The organism is Occultella glacieicola (assembly GCF_004353825.1).
GTDB classification, from domain to species: Bacteria; Actinomycetota; Actinomycetes; order Actinomycetales; family Beutenbergiaceae; genus Occultella; species Occultella glacieicola.
Genome location: NZ_SMNA01000006.1, coordinates 102,059 through 118,889 on the forward strand (window position 1 = coordinate 102,059; position 16,831 = coordinate 118,889).

At 71.2% G+C, this 16,831-nt stretch carries 18 protein-coding genes; 13 read left to right on the forward strand and 5 right to left on the reverse strand.

Annotated features, from left to right (window positions below):
• Positions 1-2 precede the first annotated feature (2 nt).
• From EXU48_RS13210 to EXU48_RS13220, 3 genes are all read left to right on the forward strand, one after another.
• A complete protein-coding gene (locus tag EXU48_RS13210; RefSeq protein WP_133108140.1) occupies positions 3-266 on the forward strand; it encodes a phosphoribosyl-ATP diphosphatase in 264 nt (87 codons plus the stop codon).
• A 67-nt stretch (positions 267-333) separates the two neighbouring features.
• Positions 334-1,179, forward strand: coding sequence for an ATP phosphoribosyltransferase (gene hisG, locus EXU48_RS13215; protein ID WP_133108141.1), 846 nt, complete (start codon positions 334-336; stop codon positions 1,177-1,179).
• Positions 1,180-1,192: 13 nt separating this feature from the next.
• Complete coding sequence (locus EXU48_RS13220; RefSeq protein ID WP_133108142.1) at positions 1,193-1,642, forward strand: PH domain-containing protein; 450 nt, start codon at positions 1,193-1,195, stop codon at positions 1,640-1,642.
• Positions 1,643-2,219: 577 nt separating this feature from the next.
• Here the strand turns inward: EXU48_RS13220 and EXU48_RS13225 are convergent.
• Positions 2,220-3,335 carry a DUF3866 family protein gene (locus tag EXU48_RS13225; protein ID WP_133108143.1) on the reverse strand — a complete coding sequence of 372 codons (1,116 nt, stop codon included), beginning with the start codon at positions 3,333-3,335 and terminating at the stop codon, positions 2,220-2,222.
• 31 nt (positions 3,336-3,366) lie between these two features.
• Between EXU48_RS13225 and EXU48_RS13230 the strand changes: the two genes are divergently transcribed.
• The 9 genes from EXU48_RS13230 to EXU48_RS13270 all read left to right on the forward strand — a co-directional run bounded on the left by EXU48_RS13230 (position 3,367) and on the right by EXU48_RS13270 (position 13,608).
• The gene (locus EXU48_RS13230; protein ID WP_133108144.1) at positions 3,367-4,371 is read left to right on the forward strand and encodes a helix-turn-helix transcriptional regulator; all 1,005 of its coding nucleotides are present in this window, start codon (positions 3,367-3,369) and stop codon (positions 4,369-4,371) included.
• Complete coding sequence (locus tag EXU48_RS13235; protein ID WP_133108145.1) at positions 4,371-5,357, forward strand: helix-turn-helix transcriptional regulator; 987 nt, start codon at positions 4,371-4,373, stop codon at positions 5,355-5,357. The genes EXU48_RS13230 and EXU48_RS13235 overlap by 1 nt, the downstream gene beginning before the upstream one ends.
• Positions 5,358-5,367: 10 nt before the next feature.
• Complete coding sequence (locus EXU48_RS13240) at positions 5,368-5,700, forward strand: hypothetical protein (RefSeq protein WP_133108146.1); 333 nt, start codon at positions 5,368-5,370, stop codon at positions 5,698-5,700.
• Positions 5,701-5,763: 63 nt separating this feature from the next.
• Positions 5,764-6,051 (forward strand): Sec-independent protein translocase subunit TatA, encoded by a 288-nt coding sequence (gene tatA / locus EXU48_RS13245; protein ID WP_133108147.1) that lies wholly within the window; start codon positions 5,764-5,766, stop codon positions 6,049-6,051.
• 51 nt (positions 6,052-6,102) lie between these two features.
• Positions 6,103-6,882, forward strand: a complete 780-nt coding sequence (tatC, locus tag EXU48_RS13250; RefSeq protein ID WP_133108443.1) for a twin-arginine translocase subunit TatC — start codon at positions 6,103-6,105, stop codon at positions 6,880-6,882.
• A 46-nt stretch (positions 6,883-6,928) separates the two neighbouring features.
• Positions 6,929-7,870 (forward strand): diacylglycerol/lipid kinase family protein, encoded by a 942-nt coding sequence (locus tag EXU48_RS13255; protein ID WP_133108148.1) that lies wholly within the window; start codon positions 6,929-6,931, stop codon positions 7,868-7,870.
• 10 nt (positions 7,871-7,880) lie between these two features.
• Positions 7,881-10,679 carry a DEAD/DEAH box helicase gene (locus EXU48_RS13260; RefSeq protein ID WP_133108149.1) on the forward strand — a complete coding sequence of 933 codons (2,799 nt, stop codon included), beginning with the start codon at positions 7,881-7,883 and terminating at the stop codon, positions 10,677-10,679.
• 419 nt (positions 10,680-11,098) lie between these two features.
• Positions 11,099-12,799 carry an apolipoprotein N-acyltransferase gene (gene lnt / locus EXU48_RS13265; protein WP_235857012.1) on the forward strand — a complete coding sequence of 567 codons (1,701 nt, stop codon included), beginning with the start codon at positions 11,099-11,101 and terminating at the stop codon, positions 12,797-12,799.
• A 62-nt stretch (positions 12,800-12,861) separates the two neighbouring features.
• Entirely contained in the window at positions 12,862-13,608 is a 747-nt protein-coding gene (locus tag EXU48_RS13270) for a polyprenol monophosphomannose synthase (RefSeq protein ID WP_207947758.1), read from the forward strand.
• Here the strand turns inward: EXU48_RS13270 and EXU48_RS13275 are convergent.
• Complete coding sequence (locus tag EXU48_RS13275; RefSeq protein WP_133108150.1) at positions 13,584-13,931, reverse strand: RNA polymerase-binding protein RbpA; 348 nt, start codon at positions 13,929-13,931, stop codon at positions 13,584-13,586. The genes EXU48_RS13270 and EXU48_RS13275 overlap by 25 nt on opposite strands.
• Positions 13,932-14,137: 206 nt before the next feature.
• Here EXU48_RS13275 and EXU48_RS13280 point away from each other — a divergent pair, with 206 nt between their 5' ends.
• Positions 14,138-15,079: an aldo/keto reductase gene (locus EXU48_RS13280; RefSeq protein WP_133108446.1), complete on the forward strand. Its 942-nt coding sequence runs from the start codon at positions 14,138-14,140 to the stop codon at positions 15,077-15,079.
• A gap of 46 nt (positions 15,080-15,125) precedes the next feature.
• On the opposite strand, the gene EXU48_RS13285 is transcribed toward EXU48_RS13280, so the two are convergent.
• Genes EXU48_RS13285 through EXU48_RS13295 form a run of 3 tightly spaced genes read right to left on the reverse strand, consistent with a single transcriptional unit; the run spans position 15,126 to position 16,794 of the window.
• The gene (locus tag EXU48_RS13285; RefSeq protein ID WP_133108151.1) at positions 15,126-15,398 is read right to left on the reverse strand and encodes a DUF6510 family protein; all 273 of its coding nucleotides are present in this window, start codon (positions 15,396-15,398) and stop codon (positions 15,126-15,128) included.
• Complete coding sequence (locus EXU48_RS13290; RefSeq protein WP_235857013.1) at positions 15,398-16,204, reverse strand: FAD-binding oxidoreductase; 807 nt, start codon at positions 16,202-16,204, stop codon at positions 15,398-15,400. Before EXU48_RS13290 ends, EXU48_RS13285 begins: the two co-directional genes overlap by 1 nt.
• Positions 16,201-16,794 carry a sulfite oxidase-like oxidoreductase gene (locus EXU48_RS13295; RefSeq protein WP_133108153.1) on the reverse strand — a complete coding sequence of 198 codons (594 nt, stop codon included), beginning with the start codon at positions 16,792-16,794 and terminating at the stop codon, positions 16,201-16,203. Before EXU48_RS13295 ends, EXU48_RS13290 begins: the two co-directional genes overlap by 4 nt.
• Positions 16,795-16,831: the final 37 nt, after the last annotated feature.

Below are 16,831 nucleotides of genomic sequence, written 5' to 3' on the forward strand. Positions count from 1 at the left end.
CCGTGAAAACCTTCGACGACCTCTTCACCGAACTGCAGGAGAAGTCCATCAGCCGCCCGGAGGGCTCGGGTACCGTCGCCCAGCTGGACGCCGGCGTGCATGGCATCGGGAAGAAGATCGTCGAGGAGGCCGCCGAGGTGTGGATGGCCGCGGAGTACCAGACCGACGCCGAGACGGCCGAGGAGATCTCCCAGCTCATCTACCACCTGCAGGTACTCATGGTCGCGAAGGGTCTGACCCCGGACGACGTGTACCGCTACCTCTGAGCGGGCACCCCGAACCACCGACAGTTACGCCCCGGCCGCCGGGGCACGAACCAACAAGGTTGACGACGTGTTGCGAATCGCCGTGCCGAACAAGGGCTCACTCTCCGAGCCCGCGACCCAGATGCTCCGAGAGGCGGGCTACCGCCAGCGCCGCGACGGTGGCCGTGAGCTGGTCCTTCCGGACCCGGAGAACGACGTCGAGTTCTTCTTCCTGCGACCCCGCGACATCGCGGTGTACGTGGGCGCCGGTGTGGTCGACGCCGGGATCACGGGGCGGGACCTCCTGCTGGACTCCGGTGTGGACGCCGTGGAACATCGGTCGCTCGGCTTCGCCGGCTCCACGTTCCGGTTCGCCGGTCCGGAGGGCAGCGTGCGCAGCCTCGCGGACATCGAGGGCAAGCGGGTGGCCACCTCGTACGAGGTGCTGGTCCGCAACTACCTGACCGAGCGCGGCATCACCGCCGAGGTGGTCCGTCTCGACGGCGCCATCGAGTCCACGGTCCAACTCGGTGTCGCCGACCTGGTCGCGGACGTCGTCGAGACCGGCAGCACCCTCCGGGCCGCCGGTCTGCACGTCTTCGGCGATCCGATCCTGCAGTCGGAGGCGGTGCTGATCCGGCCGAACGCGGAGCCGAAGTCCGGACTCACCGTGCTCGACCGGCGCCTGCACGGGGTGCTCGTGGCGCGCCGGTACGTGCTGATGGACTACGACTGCCCGGTCGAGAAGGTGGACGCCGCCGTGTCCATCACACCCGGCCTGGAGTCACCGACCGTCTCGCCGCTCCATCGGACCGGCTGGGCCGCGGTGCGGGCCATGGTTCCGCGGGAGCGGACGAACGCGGTGATGGACGAGCTGTACGACGTCGGCGCGCGCGCCATCATCGTCACCTCGATCACCGCGAGTCGCCTGTAGGGAGTGGCCCGCCATGGCCGCCGCCGACCCCGATCCGTACGCGCCGTTCCGCCCACGGGCGACCCGGATCGCCTGCCTGGTGATCGCGGTCTGGCTGATCACCGGCCTTGCCGTCCTCGTCGTGGTCCTGAACAGGCTGGAGGAGCCACGCCTCCCCGACCAGGTCGCGGCGGCCGTCATCGTGGCTCTGGTGTGCGCGTTCCTCGCCCGACAGGCGGGGGTCAAGGCGGTGCCCTCCGCCGACGGTCTCATGGTTCGTAACGTCTTCCTCACCCACCGGCTGGAGTGGGCCGAGATCGTCTCGGTCCGCTTCGGGGAACGCGACTGGGTGCTACTCGACCTCGCCGACGGCTCGACGCTGGCAGTGATGGCCATACAGCGCGTCGACGGCAAGCGGGGCAGAGCGGCGGCCTCGCGCCTGGCCAGTCTCGTCGCCGCCCACGAGCCCCGAGGGGGCGGGTAGTCCGCCCGGTTGTAGGTCGACCGCTCCCGCTGAACGGATCGCACAACCGGGTCGTCGCACTTCTGGGGCGTGGCCTCGGACGCATGTTCGATTGCTGTCGTCACCCTAGACCGCACCTCCGACATCGAAAGATCCCGATTTTCGTTGTGGATGCAGGGCAATCGGGCACTCCAACCACCCCACCCAGGCGCCGAAACGCACCCCGGATGACACCCCATCCACAGGCCGGGCCCAACCGGCCTGGCGATGTCACGTGCTGCACCCATGTCAGCGCGCTGGCAACGAGCCCCACAAGGGCAGATGAGGAAGAGAAGGGGGACCGGCACGAGGGCGATGGGAAGGTCCTGCTCGGGAGGCTGCGAGAACCGCCCGGAACGAGAGTGGCCCGGAACGAGCAGCCCGGCACCAAAGAGCAGCCCGGCACCAGGGGCACCCCGGCTCAAGCGAGCGACCCGGCTCAAGTGAGCGGGCGAGCGGCACCAATGCAGGAGACCGGCACAAGGGCAGGAGGCCGGCACAAGAGCAGGAGGACGGGCCGGACCGGGTGGACACACCGGTCCCGGCGGTCCTGCGCCCCTCAGCTCCCGGCGCGCACCCGCACCGCGTGCACGCCGGCGGCCGCGGCCGCGAGGAACGATGCAGGATCCTCGACCAGGCCGCGCCCCATCGTGGACAGTCGCACCGGCGCGTCCGCGAGCGCGTCCATCAGTCCGTCGGTGCCCACCTGGACCAACCGGTGCCCGGCGGGGGCGTCCCGAAGCACCTCGGCCTGCGCGGCGACCCGCGCACCCAGCGGCGCCAGGTCGCCGTCGAACCTCGGGACGACCAGGTCCGCCGGGGCGAGCGCCACCCGGCCGTACGCCGTCAGGCTGTGATGGGAGATGCCCAGGTGCCGCTCCCGCGCGTCCGCTCCGGAGACGCGCAACGAGGCCACAGCTCGCCCGCCGAGCACCGCGACCGCATTCACCGCTTCACCAGCGCTGACACCCGAGAACCCCCACATGGTGCCCGTCCCGAGGTTGCCCGGCCCCTGTGCGACCACCACGAGGTCTGCCGCGACGACCAGATGGGCGGCGAGCATCCCGGTGTGCACGGTGACCGCCTCAAGATCACCACCGAACGCCTGCCCGACCGTGATCGTCGCGGTGAGCCAGTCCGCGTCCCGCAGTGCCCCGATCGTCCGCGAGAACCAGGCCGGCAGCGCTCCGCCGTCGGTCATCACGTAGGCGACCCGCGGCGCCGCGAGTCCCGCCCGGGAGGCCTCCAACCGCGCCCCGGCCACGATCGCCGGCAGCGCGGAGTGCAGATCCGCGACCACGACCGGCAGGCCGGCGAGGTCGTCGGCGTCGCGCAGGACGTCGTGGTGCGCGGACTCCTGCTCGTCCACCCCGAGGACCATCGTCTGCAGCGGCGTGTACCGGGCCTTGACGATGTGTCCGGGGCCGGCGGGGGGATCGACCGGCAACCGGTCGGGCAGCGCCACCACGAGTGCATAGCCGCCGGTGCCGAGCCCGCGGGTGAGGGCCGTCGTCGTGACGGTGACCCGGTCACCGACCTCCGGTGCGCCGACCAGTTCCGGGTAGGCCAGCGCCCGGACCGCGGCCGGAGTGCCGTCGATCTCGATCTCGAGTTCGACCGCCCCGGGCCAGTTCCGGCCGAGTGAACGCACCACGCCGTCGCGCCAGTTGATCATCTCGGCAACCTATCGCGACTAGCCTCGCAGTATGAGTGAGCGCGTCGAACCTGCCGAGCGGCTGCTCGATCTCGTGATCGCACTGGCCAACACCCCACACCGGATGACCAAGTCGCAGATCCGCCGGGGCGTGAACGGCTACGCGGACGCCAAGAACGACGCGGCGTTCGACCGGATGTTCGAGCGGGACAAGGACGCCCTGCGCACCCTCGGCATTCCGATCGTCACCCTCACCGACGCAGCTCATGAGGACGACATCGGCTACCGGATCGACACCGACTCCTACGACATGCCGGCGGTGGCGTTCACGCCCGCCGAGGTGGGGGCGCTCTCGCTCGCTGCCGAGGTCTGGCAGGACTCGACGCTGTCGGCACAGTCGCGCCGGGCCCTGACGAAGGTCCGAGCCGTCAGCGAGCTCGAGGACGCCGCCCTGCACGCCGGCCTGGCCTTGCGGGTGCGTGGCCCCGACGCCACCTTCGGCGCCCTGCTCGACGCGATCTCCGACCGGATCACGGTCCGGTTCACCTACCGCGCGGCGAACACCGGCCGCACGAAGCAGCGCATCGTCGAGCCCTGGCGCCTGTATGCCAAGGACCGCGGCTGGTACCTCGTCGGTCACGACATCGACCGGGACGCCGAACGCGAGTTCCGGCTGTCCCGGATCGTCGGGCGGGTCAGCCGGATCGGCGAGCCCGGGAGCGTCCGGGTGCCCGATCGGGCGCGCCCGCACCGGGAGGCGCCGATCATCCGCGCCACGCTCGCGCTGCGCCCCGAGCGGGCGTCGGCGCTGCGTGCCCGCGCCGTCGAGATCGGGAGCCCGACGGCGGGGGCCGGGTCCGCACCGGCGTCACCTCAGGCGGAGGTACCCGGGCCCCCGGACCGAGACGTGATCGCCGTCGACGTCAGCGACCTGGACCTGTTCGCCGAGGAACTGGTCGGCTACGGCGACGCGGTGCTGGTCCTCGACCCGCCGCGGCTGCGCGAGGCGGTCCTGGCCCGGCTGCGTCCGGCCGCGACCCTGGGAGGGAGGTCCTGATGGCCGACACCGCCGAGGACCGCCTGGTCCGCATGCTCGCCCTGATCACCTACCTGGAGGGGCACCCGAGCGTTCCGGTCGCGGACGTGGCCGCGCACTTCGGCGTCACGGAGGGCCAGGTCCTCCTGGACATCGACACCCTGTGGGTCGCCGGGACCCCCGGCTACCTGCCCGACGACCTGATCGACTTCTCGGTCGACGACCACGAGCAGAACCGGCTCACCCTCACCAACGCGCGGGGGATGGATCGCCCGCTCCGGCTCGGCCCGCAGGAGGCGGTGGCACTCCTGGTCGCGCTCCGCTCGCTGCAGGCCACCCCGGCTCTCGCCCAGGACCCGGTCCTGGCGTCCACGATCGACAAGCTGCGGGCGGCCGCGGGGGAGGCGGCCGGCGCCGCGGACGCCGTCGACGTGTACGTCGGCGCCGAGGACGTCGGCGAGCGACTCAGCGCCCTGCGCTCGGCGCTGGCCGACGGCCGGCAGGTGCGGCTGCGCTACGTGTCCGGGTCCGACGTCGTCAGCGAGCGGGTCGTGGACCCGCTGCAGCTGCTCACCGACGCCGAGCGGTGGTTCCTCTACGCGTGGTGCCACCGCGCCGACGGCGTCCGGCAGTTCCGGCTGGACCGGATGCTGGAGGTCGAGGTGCTCGACTCCGGCGCCCCGGCACACCCGGACGTGGCCCTGACCGGGAGCACCGACCCCGAACTCACGACGGCGCAGTGGCATGTGCGCCTCGAGCTCGCCTCCCGGGCGCGCTGGGTCGCTGAGAAGTACCCCAGCGCGGCCGTGACCGACCTCGAGGAGGGCTGGTTCGCCGTCGAACTGGACGTCGTGAACCTGGCCTGGTTGCACAACCTGGTGCTCGGCCTCGGCGCGGACGTGCGCGCGGTGCAACCGCCCGAGGTCGCGGAGTCGATCGCCGAGCGGGCGCAGGCCGCCCTGGATGCCTATGGCGCCCTCGACGGCGGTGCCGGGGCCCCGCAGTAGGCTGGCGGTCATGCTCTGGTTCAGTGTGTGGACGGTCCTCGTCCTCGGCACCCTCGTGGGGGCGTTCCTCCTCGGTCGCCGGTTGTGGCGGTCGGCGAAGGCGCTGATGGCGCAGGCGGGGGAGACCTCCCGCGTGATGGCCGACCTGTCCGCGAAGGTGGCCGAACTGGAGGCCGCCGCCGGGGCGACTCGCACGTTCACCCCCGACCTGGCCGCCACCCAGGAACAACGTGAGAACTGGCGGGCCAGGCGCGCCGAGAATCTGGCTTCGCGGCGCGCGCGGGTGCAGGCGCGGCGATCGCGTACCCTGGCGAGGTGGCGCTCGATCGGGATCCCGTTCTAGTGCGGCGCCGCGCAGACGTTAGACTGAGCACATCACCATCCTCAAGGCGGAGGGCCTGAGCCCATGCGATTGCAACCGGTACACCTGATCATCCTTCTCGTTCTCGTCCTTCTGATCTTCGGGGCCGCCAAGTTGCCGGACATCACCCGCAACGTGGGCAAGTCCATGAAGATCTTCAAGCAGGAGGTCAAGGAGCTCCGGGATGACACCGACCCGAACCAGCCGCCGGCCACGGGCTCGGACGCCACGCCGCCCGCCGCCGGCACCGACGCTCCGACGGTGACCACGCCGCCCCAGCAGGGCGGTGGGGGCACACCACCTGGCAGCGCGCCGGGCGATACCAACCGCTAACGCCCGGTGGCCCTGAACACAGGGGCGCGCAAGAGCAATCCCGAAGCGCGGATGGCCTTGACCGCGCACCTACGTGAACTCCGGAAGCGAGTCGTCCTGGCCGCGATCGGCCTGGCGGTCGGTGCCGTGGTCGGCTGGATCCTGTACGACCCGGTGTTCAAGGCGCTGCAGGCGCCCGTGGACGACCTGGTGGCCGAGGGGCGCATGGCCGCGCTCAACTTCGGCGGGATCGCCACCTCGTTCGACATCAAGATCCGGGTCGCCCTGTTCGTCGGAGCCTTCATCAGTTCACCCTGGTGGATCTACCAGGCGTGGGCGTTCATCACGCCGGGCCTGACGAAGAAGGAGCGGCGCAACGCCATCGGCTTCGTCGCGGCGGCGGTGCCTCTGTTCCTCGCCGGGGCCTATCTGGCCTGGTCGGTGCTGCCGAACGCGGTCCGGATCCTGACCGAGTTCACGCCCGAGGGTTCGGTGAACTGGATCAGCGCCGACGTCTACCTGAAGTTCGTCATGCAGTTCATGCTGGCCTTCGGCGCCGCGTTCCTGATGCCGCTGGTCATGGTCGTGGTGACGTTCCTCGGGCTCGTGCGAGGCACGACCTGGCTCAAGGGCTGGCGCTGGGCGCTCGTCGGGATCTTCACGTTCTGTGCGTTCGCGACCCCGACCCCGGACGCGATCTCGATGATCCTGCTCGCGCTGCCGATCATCGCCCTGTACTTCATCGCGGTCCTGATCTGTATCCGGCATGACAAGCGCCGGGACAAGCGCCGCGCCGAGGAGGACGCCAAGCTCGACGCGGCCCTCGCGGATGACACGACGTCCGCGGCCTGAGACACCCGCATCGCGTGAGAGGTCCTGAACGCGGGCGCCGCCCGAAATGAGCCGACTTGGGGTCCTGGTCAACCCGTCCGCCGGGCACGGGCGTGGCACCACCGGGGGACGTGACGCCGTCGCCGGGCTGGCCAGGTCCGGGCACGAGGTCATCGACCTGTCCGGACGCACCGCCGCCGAGGCGCTCGCCAACGCGCGGGCAGCGCTCTGGGAACTCGACGCCGTCGTGGTGGTCGGTGGTGACGGCATGGTGCACCTGGGCGTGAACGCCGTCGCCGGCACGAACCTCCCGCTCGGGATCGTGCCGTTCGGCAGCGGCAACGACTTCGCCCGGTGCATGGGGCTGCCGGTCCACGACGTGCCCGCGGCCGTCGCCCTGATCCTGGCCGCCCTCGACCGACCGCCCCGGATCATCGACGCGATCGCCACCCGGGTGCACAACCCGGAGGCGGCCCCGGAGCAGGAGACGGCCGTGGAGTGGACGGCGTGCATCCTCTCGGCGGGATTCGACGCCGCGGTGAACGGTCGGGCGAACGACTTCACCTGGCCGAAGGGGGAGGCGCGGTACCTGCGGGGGGTGGCCGCCGAACTGATCGGGTTCCGCCCGTACGGATACCGGCTCACCATCGACGGAGTGGTCCGCGAACAGGACGCCACCCTGGTGGCGCTGGCGAATGCGAGGTCCTTCGGCGGGGGCATCCCGATCGCCCCGGATGCCGAGGTCGACGACGGCCTGATCGATGTGGTCATCGGGGACGCGATGGGTCGGGGACAGGTGCTGCGGTTGTTCACCAAGCTCCTCAAGGGCGCCCACCTGGGTGATCCCAAGGTGCACGTGGTCCGCGCCCGCGAGGTGATCATGGAGGCCCTGCCGGGTCATCGCTCGCCGCCGCAGGTCTTCGCCGACGGTGAGCCGCTCGGCTCCCTGCCGATCCACGCCCGGCTGCGGCCCGGCGCGCTGCGGCTGTTGGCGCCCGCGGACGCCTAGTCTGGGAGGCATGTCCTCACCAGCCGAGCGATACGCGGCTGCCCGTCAGCGGCACCAGGATTCGCGCACCCGGCTCGGCGCGTTCCGCGCCGGCCTGGCCTTCGACCTCGACGAGTTCCAGATCCAGGCCTGCGAGGCCGTCGAGGCCGGTCGGGGGGTGCTCGTGGCAGCACCGACCGGGGCGGGCAAGACCGTGGTCGGCGAGTTCGCCGTCGACCTCGGCCTGAAGACCGGCCGCAAGGCGTTCTACACGACGCCGATCAAGGCCCTGTCGAACCAGAAATTCACCGACCTGCAGCGCCGGTACGGGCCCGAGCACGTCGGCCTGCTCACCGGGGACACCTCGATCAACGGGGACGCGCCGATCGTGGTGATGACCACCGAGGTGCTGCGGAACATGCTCTACAGCGACTCGCCGGCGCTGACCGGCCTCGGGTTCGTGGTCATGGACGAGGTGCACTATCTCGCCGACCGGTTCCGTGGTCCGGTCTGGGAAGAGGTGATCCTGCACCTGGCCGACGACGTGCAGGTGGTCTCCCTGTCCGCGACGGTCTCGAACGCGGAGGAGTTCGGGGACTGGCTCACCGAGGTCCGCGGCGACACCGCGGTGGTGGTCTCCGAGGTTCGCCCGGTCCCGTTGTGGCAGCACGTGATGGTGAACAAGACCGTGCTGGACCTGTACAGCTCGAACGTGGACCCGACCAGGCCCGGGGTGAACCCGCCGATCAACCCGGACCTCGTCGAAGCCATCCGGGCCTCCGAGCGGGGCGGTCGGCCGGGCGAGCGCACCCGCGGCGCACGCGGCGACCGCCGCGGCGGCAAGGGCCGCTACCACCAACGCGGCCCGCTGGTGCGACCGCCGTCGCGGCCGGTGATGGTGGACCGGTTGGACCGGGCCGGGCTGCTCCCGGCGATCGTGTTCATCTTCTCCCGGGCGGGTTGTGAGGCCGCGGTCACCCAGGTGTTGCTCAGCGGCATCTCGCTGACCTCGCCGGCCGAGCGCAAGCAGATCGCCGCGATCGTGGAGGAGCGCTGCGCGAGTCTGCCCGCCGAGGACCTGGACGTCCTGAACTACTGGTCCTGGCAGCAGGCGCTGCTGCACGGGGTGGCGGCCCACCACGCCGGGCTGCTCCCGGTGTTCAAGGAGACCGTCGAGGCGCTGTTCGCCGCGGGTCTCGTCAAGGTCGTGTTCGCCACCGAGACCCTCGCCCTGGGGATCAACATGCCGGCCCGGTCGGTGGTCCTGGAGAAGTTGACCAAGTGGGACGGGCGCGCCCACGCGGAGGTGACGCCGGGGGAGTACACCCAACTCACCGGCCGCGCCGGGCGACGTGGCATCGACGTGGAGGGACACGCCGTCGTCCTCTACTCCTCGGGCCTGGACCCGGTGGCTCTCGCTGGTCTGGCGAGCCGGCGCACCTACCCGCTCCGGTCCCGGTTCCGGCCCACCTACAACATGGCCGTGAACCTGATCTCGGCGTCCGGGTGGACCCGGACCCGGGAGGTGCTCGAGACCTCGTTCGCGCAGTTCCAGGCGGACCGTGGCGTGGTGGGCCTGGCCCGGCAGGCGCGAACGCTCTCGGAGGGCCTGGCCGGCTACACCGAGGCGATGACCTGCCACCTCGGTGACTTCGAGGAGTACATGCAGTTGCGTCGGGACATCAAGGCTCGCGAGAGCGAGTTGTCCCGGTCCCGGTCCCGAGCGCAGCGGGAGGCGGTCAACACCGCGGTGGCGCACCTGCAACGCGGCGATGTGGTGCAGATCCCCACCGGGCGACGGGCGGGCTACGCCGTCGTCCTCGAGCCACCCGGCCCGCCGGGTCTTGACGGTCCGGCACTGACCCTGCTCACCGGCGACGGCAAGGTCCGCAAGCTCTCCGGCGCGGACGTGCCCTACGGCACGAGTTCCCTCACCCGGGTCCGGATCCCGAAGGCGTTCAACTCCCGGCGACCCGCGGACCGGCGTGACCTCACCTCGTCCATGCGGAACGCGCTCGGTGCACTCGCCGACGACGCGCCGCGCACCCGCCATGGCGAGCGGCCGGCGTCGACCGCCACCACCGACACCGAACTCGGCCGCCTCAAGCAGGCGCTTCGCTCACACCCGTGCCACGGCTGCTCCGACCGGGAGAACCATGCGCGGTGGGCCGAGCGGGCGGTGAAGCTCGCCGACGAGCACGAGGCCCTGCTGCGACGGATCGAAGGCCGTACCTCCTCGATCGCCCGCGACTTCGAGAAGGTCTGCGAGGTCCTCGGATCGCTGCACTACCTGGAGGGCACCGGCGAGGACACCACCGTGACCGAGCAGGGGGCCTGGCTCCGGCGCCTGTACGCCGAGAAGGACCTCGTGCTCGCGGAGTGCCTGCGGTCCGGGTCCTGGGCCGACCTCGACGCCGCAGGCCTCGCGGCCGTGGTCTCCACGGTGCTGTACTCCTCCCGGTCCGACGAGGAACGGCCCGCACCGCGGCTGCCCGGTGGGCCCGGCGGCACCCTCGCCCGGGCCGTCCAGGGGACCGTGCTGATCTCCCAGGACCTCGAAGAACTCGAGCGGCAGCACGGGCTGCAGGCCGTCGAGCCGGTCGACCTCGGCCTGGTCCGGTCGATCCACCAGTGGGCGAGCGGCTCCACCCTGGAGGACGTCCTCGACGGCACCGATCTGGCCGCCGGGGACTTCGTGCGGTGGGCCAAGCAGGTCATCGACCTACTCGACCAGCTCACGCTGGCCGCGCCCACGCCCGCCCTGCGCCGCACCGCCCGAGCCGCGATCGAATCCGTGCGTCGCGGCATCGTCGCGCACGGCACCGTGTGACCGTCCTCCTCGAGCCGGGTCGTCCGGACCGGCCTGGTCACGATGTGAGACGTGCTCGTTCCTTCTGTCGGATGGCCTAGCGGGCCGCCAGCCGACACACCCCCACGACACGCCGAGCAGCGAGATCTTTTTGTGACCTCAGGGGGTCGCGCTGACCTGCGCGAACGCCCCTGACCTGCATCGATGCGGTGTTGGCGCGACCCGATCGGACGGGTAAGTTCTCGTGTCACTACCTCGCCGGGGAGGCGGGTGGGCACCGACTAGGCCCGCGGGTTCACTAGACAACGAGGGGGCAGTTCCCTGCCGTCGCGGACCGAAGGATCCGCGGGCTGGTCGGTGGTAGAGCACGCCGGGTGGCTCGGCGTCCGGGACCGTTCGGACCGTCAACCGTAGCCCGCTGGGCCACGTATCCTGCAACGGTGTCCCCGTTCACACCGCCCCGATGGCTCACGCTGCTCCTCGCCGTCGTCGGCGGCCTGGTCACCGACACGGCTTTCCCGCAGCGCTCGTGGTGGCCGATGGCGTTCGTCGGGATCGCGCTCCTGATCATCGCACTGGGTCGGGACAGCGCCCGGTGGGCCTGGCTGGTCGGCTTCGTCTGGGGTCTGGCGTTCTTCCTGCCGCATATCTGGTGGGCCAACGAAGCGGTCGGAGTGATCCCCTGGGTGGCACTGTCCGTGGCCGAGGCAGCGATCGCCGGAATCGCCTGCGCCACTTGGATCTGGGTCCGCCGGATCGACTGGGTGGAGCGGCACCGGTTCGCGCAGCCGGTCGCGTTCGCGATCATCTGGGTGACCCTGGAGCAACTGCGTCAGGTGTGGCCGTTCGGTGGGTTCCCGTGGGGTCGGCTGGCCTTCTCGCAGACGGATGGGCCGTTGCTCGCGCTCGCCTCGGTCGCCGGAGCACCCCTCGTCTCGGCCGCCGTCGTGATCGTCGGGTTCCTGCTCGCCGAGACCGTCCTCGGGCTGCGCCGGGTGCGGATCCTGACGGCCTCGACGGCGGCCCTCGCCGGTGCGGCGATCGTCGCCGCCACGGGGTTGATCCCGCTGCCCACGCAGGCCGAGAGTGGCGAACTGAACATCGGGGCGGTCCAGGGGAACGTGTCCGAACCGGGGCTGGGTGCGTTCAACAACGCACGCGAGGTGCTGAACAACCATGCGGCGGGAACCGAGGAACTGGCGCAGTCCCGTCCCGAGGGTTGGTTCGACCTGGTGGTGTGGCCGGAGAACTCCTCGGACATCAATCCCCGGGTGGACGAGGACGCGGCCGACGTGATCGACGGCGCCGTCGACGCCGTCCAGGCCCCGCTGCTGTTCGGCACCGACTCCTACACCGAGGTCGCCCGGTACAACGACATGGTGCTGTGGATGCCCGACGATGGGCCGGTGTTCTCCTACTCCAAGCAGATCCCCGCGGCGTTCGCCGAGTACATCCCGCTGCGCTCGATCGCCCGGGTCTTCTCCTCCGCCGTGGACCTGGTCCGCACGGACATGGCCCCGGGCACCGAGATCGCGCTCGTGCCGGTCCCGGTGGCCCGGCTGGACCGGATCGTCCCCGTCGGCCCGATCATCTGCTTCGAGGTCGCCTACGACGCGCTGATCCGCGAGTCCGCCCTTGGTGGTGCCGAGGTGCTCGTCGTACCCACGAACAACGCCTCGTTCGGATACACCCAGGAGTCCACGCAGCAGTTCGCGATGTCCCGGTTGCGCGCGGTCGAGCACGGCCGCGCGACGATCCAGATCTCGACGGTCGGCGTCAGCGGCGTCATCGGACCGGACGGCACGGTCTGGGAGGACACCGCCTTGTTCACGCCGGACCACCTGTCCGCGACCGTCCCACTGCGCACGACCCTCACGATCGCGGACCGCCTCGGCGACTGGCCGATCATCGCGGCGACCGCGCTGACCGTACTCGGTCTGCTGGCCGGGATCGTCGCGACGATCCGGCGCCGCCGCGAGGGGCGGCCCGACGGTCTTGCGACGGGCGTCTCCGCGGGAGCGGCGCCCACCGAGCCGGAGCCCGCCACGGGGGGCCACCGAACACGCGAGACCTCCGCGGAGGCTGCGGACGCGCTGCCCGCCGCGACCGAGGCTGCCACGCCCGCGAACGAGCGCGCGTGAGCACTGCCGAACCGGGCGGTGCCCGAGCGTCCGCGGGCGAGGGGTCGGAACGTCCCGGGACCATCCTGGTGATCGTCCCGACCTACAACGAGCGCGCAGCCCTGCCGGGCACGCTGGCCCGGCTCCGGGCCGCCGTGCCGTCCGCCGACGTCCTCGTGGTCGACGACGGCAGCCCGGATGGTACGGGGGAGTGGGTCGACGAGGTGGCCGCCTCGGACCCGCAGGTGCATGTTCTGCACCGGACGTCCAAGGAGGGGCTCGGGCGGGCCTACATCGCGGGCTTCCGGTGGGGACTGGCGCGCGGGTACGAGCTGCTCGTGGAGATGGACGCTGATTCCTCGCACCGGCCCGAGGACCTACCCCGGCTGCTCGACGCGGCGTGCCCCGGGGTGGACCTGGTCATCGGATCCCGGTGGGTGCCGGGCGGCCGGACCGAGAACTGGCCGCTGTCACGGTCCCTGCTCAGCCGCGGCGCGAACACCTACGCGAATCTCGCGATCGGGCTGCGGGTGAAGGACGCGACGGCGGGGTTCCGGGTCTACCGGGCGGACACGCTCCGGGCGATCGAGCTAGAGGACGTCAATTCCGCCGGATACTGCTTCCAGATCGACATGACCTGGCGGGTCCGACGCGCCGGCGGCACCATCGTGGAGGTGCCGATCACGTTCGTGGAGCGCGTCGAGGGGGAGTCGAAGATGAGCCGCGACATCGTTGTGGAGGCCCTCTGGCGCGTCACTGCCTGGGGCGCGCAGGCGCGCTCCAGGCAGTTCGGCGGTCGTGTCTCTCAGGCGCTACGCCGGCGGGCCTGACCACTGCGGAGCAGCGCCAGCCGTTCGTCGAGGAGCACCTCGAGCTCCTTGATGGTGCGGCGCTCCAGGAGCATGTCCCAGTGAGTACGAACGTGCTTCGTGGGCTTGGCCTCCGGGCGAGTGGCGTCGCGCAGGAGGGCCTCGCCGCCGCCGGGGGCCTCCCAGACCGGGGGGATCTCGGCTTCCGCGGCGAACGGAATCACGATGACCCGGCCATCCGGGCAGTCGTAGATCGCTTGGACCCGGGGGGCCAGCTCGACGCCCTCGTCCGTCTCCATGCTGTTCGCGCCGATCTTCATGCCGCGCAGTGCTCGGTCAGCCATCGCACTCCTCCTTGTGTCAGTGGTGCGTTCCAATTGGTCCAACGGCCGAGGCGTCGGCGCTGTTCCGGCCCGGGGTGAAGGTGATGTGAAGTTCGCGCAGGGAGAACGTGGCCGGATCCCGGGGTCTCGCATCCCGGGATCGGCTCCCGCGTGATATCAGGGGAATCCGACCTCGCATAGGCTCTGACGACGTGAGCACACACTCGATGGAATACCGGCAACTCGGCGCTTCTGGTCTCACGGTCTCAGCAGTGGGCCTGGGCTGCAACTCGTTCGGACGGAACACCGCCGCCGGTGAGGTCCCCGGACTCGTGTCCGCGGCGCTGGACGCGGGCGTCACCCTGTTCGACACGGCCGACACCTACGGGGCCGTACCCGGGCTCAGCGAGGAACTCCTCGGCGCGGCGCTCGGCGGCCACCGGGACGATGTTGTCGTGGCCTCCAAGTTCGGCATGGACACCCGCGGCCTGAACGGGCCCGACTGGGGCGTGCGAGGCTCACGTCGCTACATCCGGCGAGCGGTGGAAGGCTCCTTGCGCCGTCTCGGCACCGACCACCTCGACCTCTACCAGATGCACAAGCCGGACCCGCATACCCCGATCGAGGAGACCCTCGGGGCCCTGCACGAGCTGGTCGTCGAGGGCAAGGTCCGCTACGTGGGTTCCTCCAACTTCGCCGGCTGGCAGGTCGTCGACGCGGACTGGACGGCCCGGACCGCCGGGTATACCCCGTTCATCTCGGCGCAGAACGAGTACTCCCTGCTGAACCGCCGCCTCGAGGCGGAGGTGGTGCCCGCCGTGGAGCAGGTCGGCGCCGGCATCCTGCCGTTCTTCCCGCTCGCGTCCGGCCTGCTGACCGGCAAGTACGCACGGAACGCCCCGGCACCCGAGGGCACCCGCCTCGCGACGCGTCCGGAACGGTTGGAGCGGGCGGACTTCGACGCCATCGAGGCGCTGCAGACGTTCGCGCGGGCCCGGGACCTGACCCTGGTGCAGGTCGCGATCGGGTGGCTCGCGGCGCAGCCCGCGGTCGGTTCGGTGATCTCCGGGGCCTCGCGCCCCGAGCAGGTCCGCACGAACGCCGCGGCGCTCTGGGACCCTTCGGCCGAGGATCTGGTCGAACTGGACGAGATCACCTCGCCCGCCTGAGCGACCGCCGCGGGAGCCGGCCGGGCCGTTCGTACCGGCGGCGGGTTCAGCCCCGGCGCATCTCGATCGCGGTCAGCCCGCGCATGCTCAGCCAGGCGCGATCGGGGGACTGGACGAGCACGGCCAGCACCTCGCCGCAGCTGGCGCAGCGCACCACGCTGCCCGCACCGCTGCGATAGACCATCGCACGGGCGACCTCGGCGACCGCGCCGCAGCCGGCGCAGCGTCCGCTGGCCTCGGTCACGTCGATTCCGAGCAGTTCGGCGAACGGACCGGCGAGGGCGTTCCCGTCGAGGTGGGGCGGGGCTGCATTCGGCATCAGGTGCCTCCGAATCGTTCGGTGCGGATGTCCTGGGCGCGGTGGCCCAGTTCGAGGAGCCAGGATGCGACGGCTTCGACGAACCCGGTGGAACCGCAGACGAACACCCGCGGCGCCGCACCGGCGGGCAGGACCGTGGCCTCGAGACGCTCGCGGGTGATGCGGCCCACCGGCCGTGGATCGCCGTCAGGTGCTCGCCGCGTGTAGACGAGGTCGACGCGCAGTGCACCCGGCTGTTCCGGGTCGCCGGTCGCCAGCGCCGCCAGTTCGTCGGCGAAAAACAGGTCGCTGGGCGAGCGCACCGAGTACAGCAGCCGGAACGGGGTGGCATCGCGTGCGGCGGCGTGGGCGGAGGCCATCGCGAACAGGGGCACAACCCCGGATCCGCCGCCGACCAGTTGCACCGGTCGCGGCGCTGCGGAGGGATCCGGGTCACGCCGGTGGCCGGGACTCGGAGCCCCGGCCGTGATCGGGTCCGGTCGCCACACGAAGAACCCGCCCAGCGGCCCGTGCACCTCGACGCGGTCGCCGACGCGCAACTCGTCCACCAGGAAGGGCGAGACCTCGCCGTCCGGCACCCGGTCGACCGCCAGCACGACGCGCGTCGACCCCCCGGACGACGCGATCGAGTATGAGCGGGTGGCGGTGTACCCGTCGGGCGCGGTGAGGCGCACGTCGAGGTGCTGGCCCGCCTCGTTGCCCGGCCAGCCGGCCACGTCGAGATCGATGCGGGCGGAGCCCGGCGTCTCGGGGCGGGTGCTGACGACAGTCGCGACGTGCCACGCGCTGCGCGGCCGTGCGATCACCAGTACCGCTCCTCCTTCCACGGGTCGCCACGCAGGTGGTAGCCGTTCTGCTCCCAGAATCCCGGTTCGTCCCGTTCGATCATGTCGAGCCCGCGCACCCATTTCGCGCTCTTCCAGAAGTACAGATGCGGCACGATCAGGCGGGCCGGCCCGCCGTGTTCGGCCGGGAGCGGTTCACCGTCGAACTCGAAGGCGACCCAGGCCTTACCGTCGAGCAGGTCGTCGAGGGGTACGTTCGTCGTGTAGCCGCCGTAGCTGTGCGCCATCGTGTAGTCGTAGCCGGTCTCGACATCGGCGAACAGGGTGTCGAGGGCGATGCCGCGCCAACTGGTGCCGAGCTTGGACCAGTGGGTCACGCAATGGATGTCGGTGGAGACGTCCTCGATCGGGAGCGCCATGAGGTCGTCCCAGGTCCAGCGATGGTCCACGCCCGTCTCGGTGTGGATCGTGAAGGCCCAGTCGGCGGTGTCGACCTCGGGGGTAGGACCGGCGGAGAGCACCGGGAAGTCGTGCACGAGGGTCTGCCCCGGGGGCAGGCGTTCGTCCCGGTCCCGACTGCGTCCGCCGAAGCCTCTGGTGATGAACGACATCGTCACTCCCTGGTCGAGCCAAGACTAGGGCGCGAGG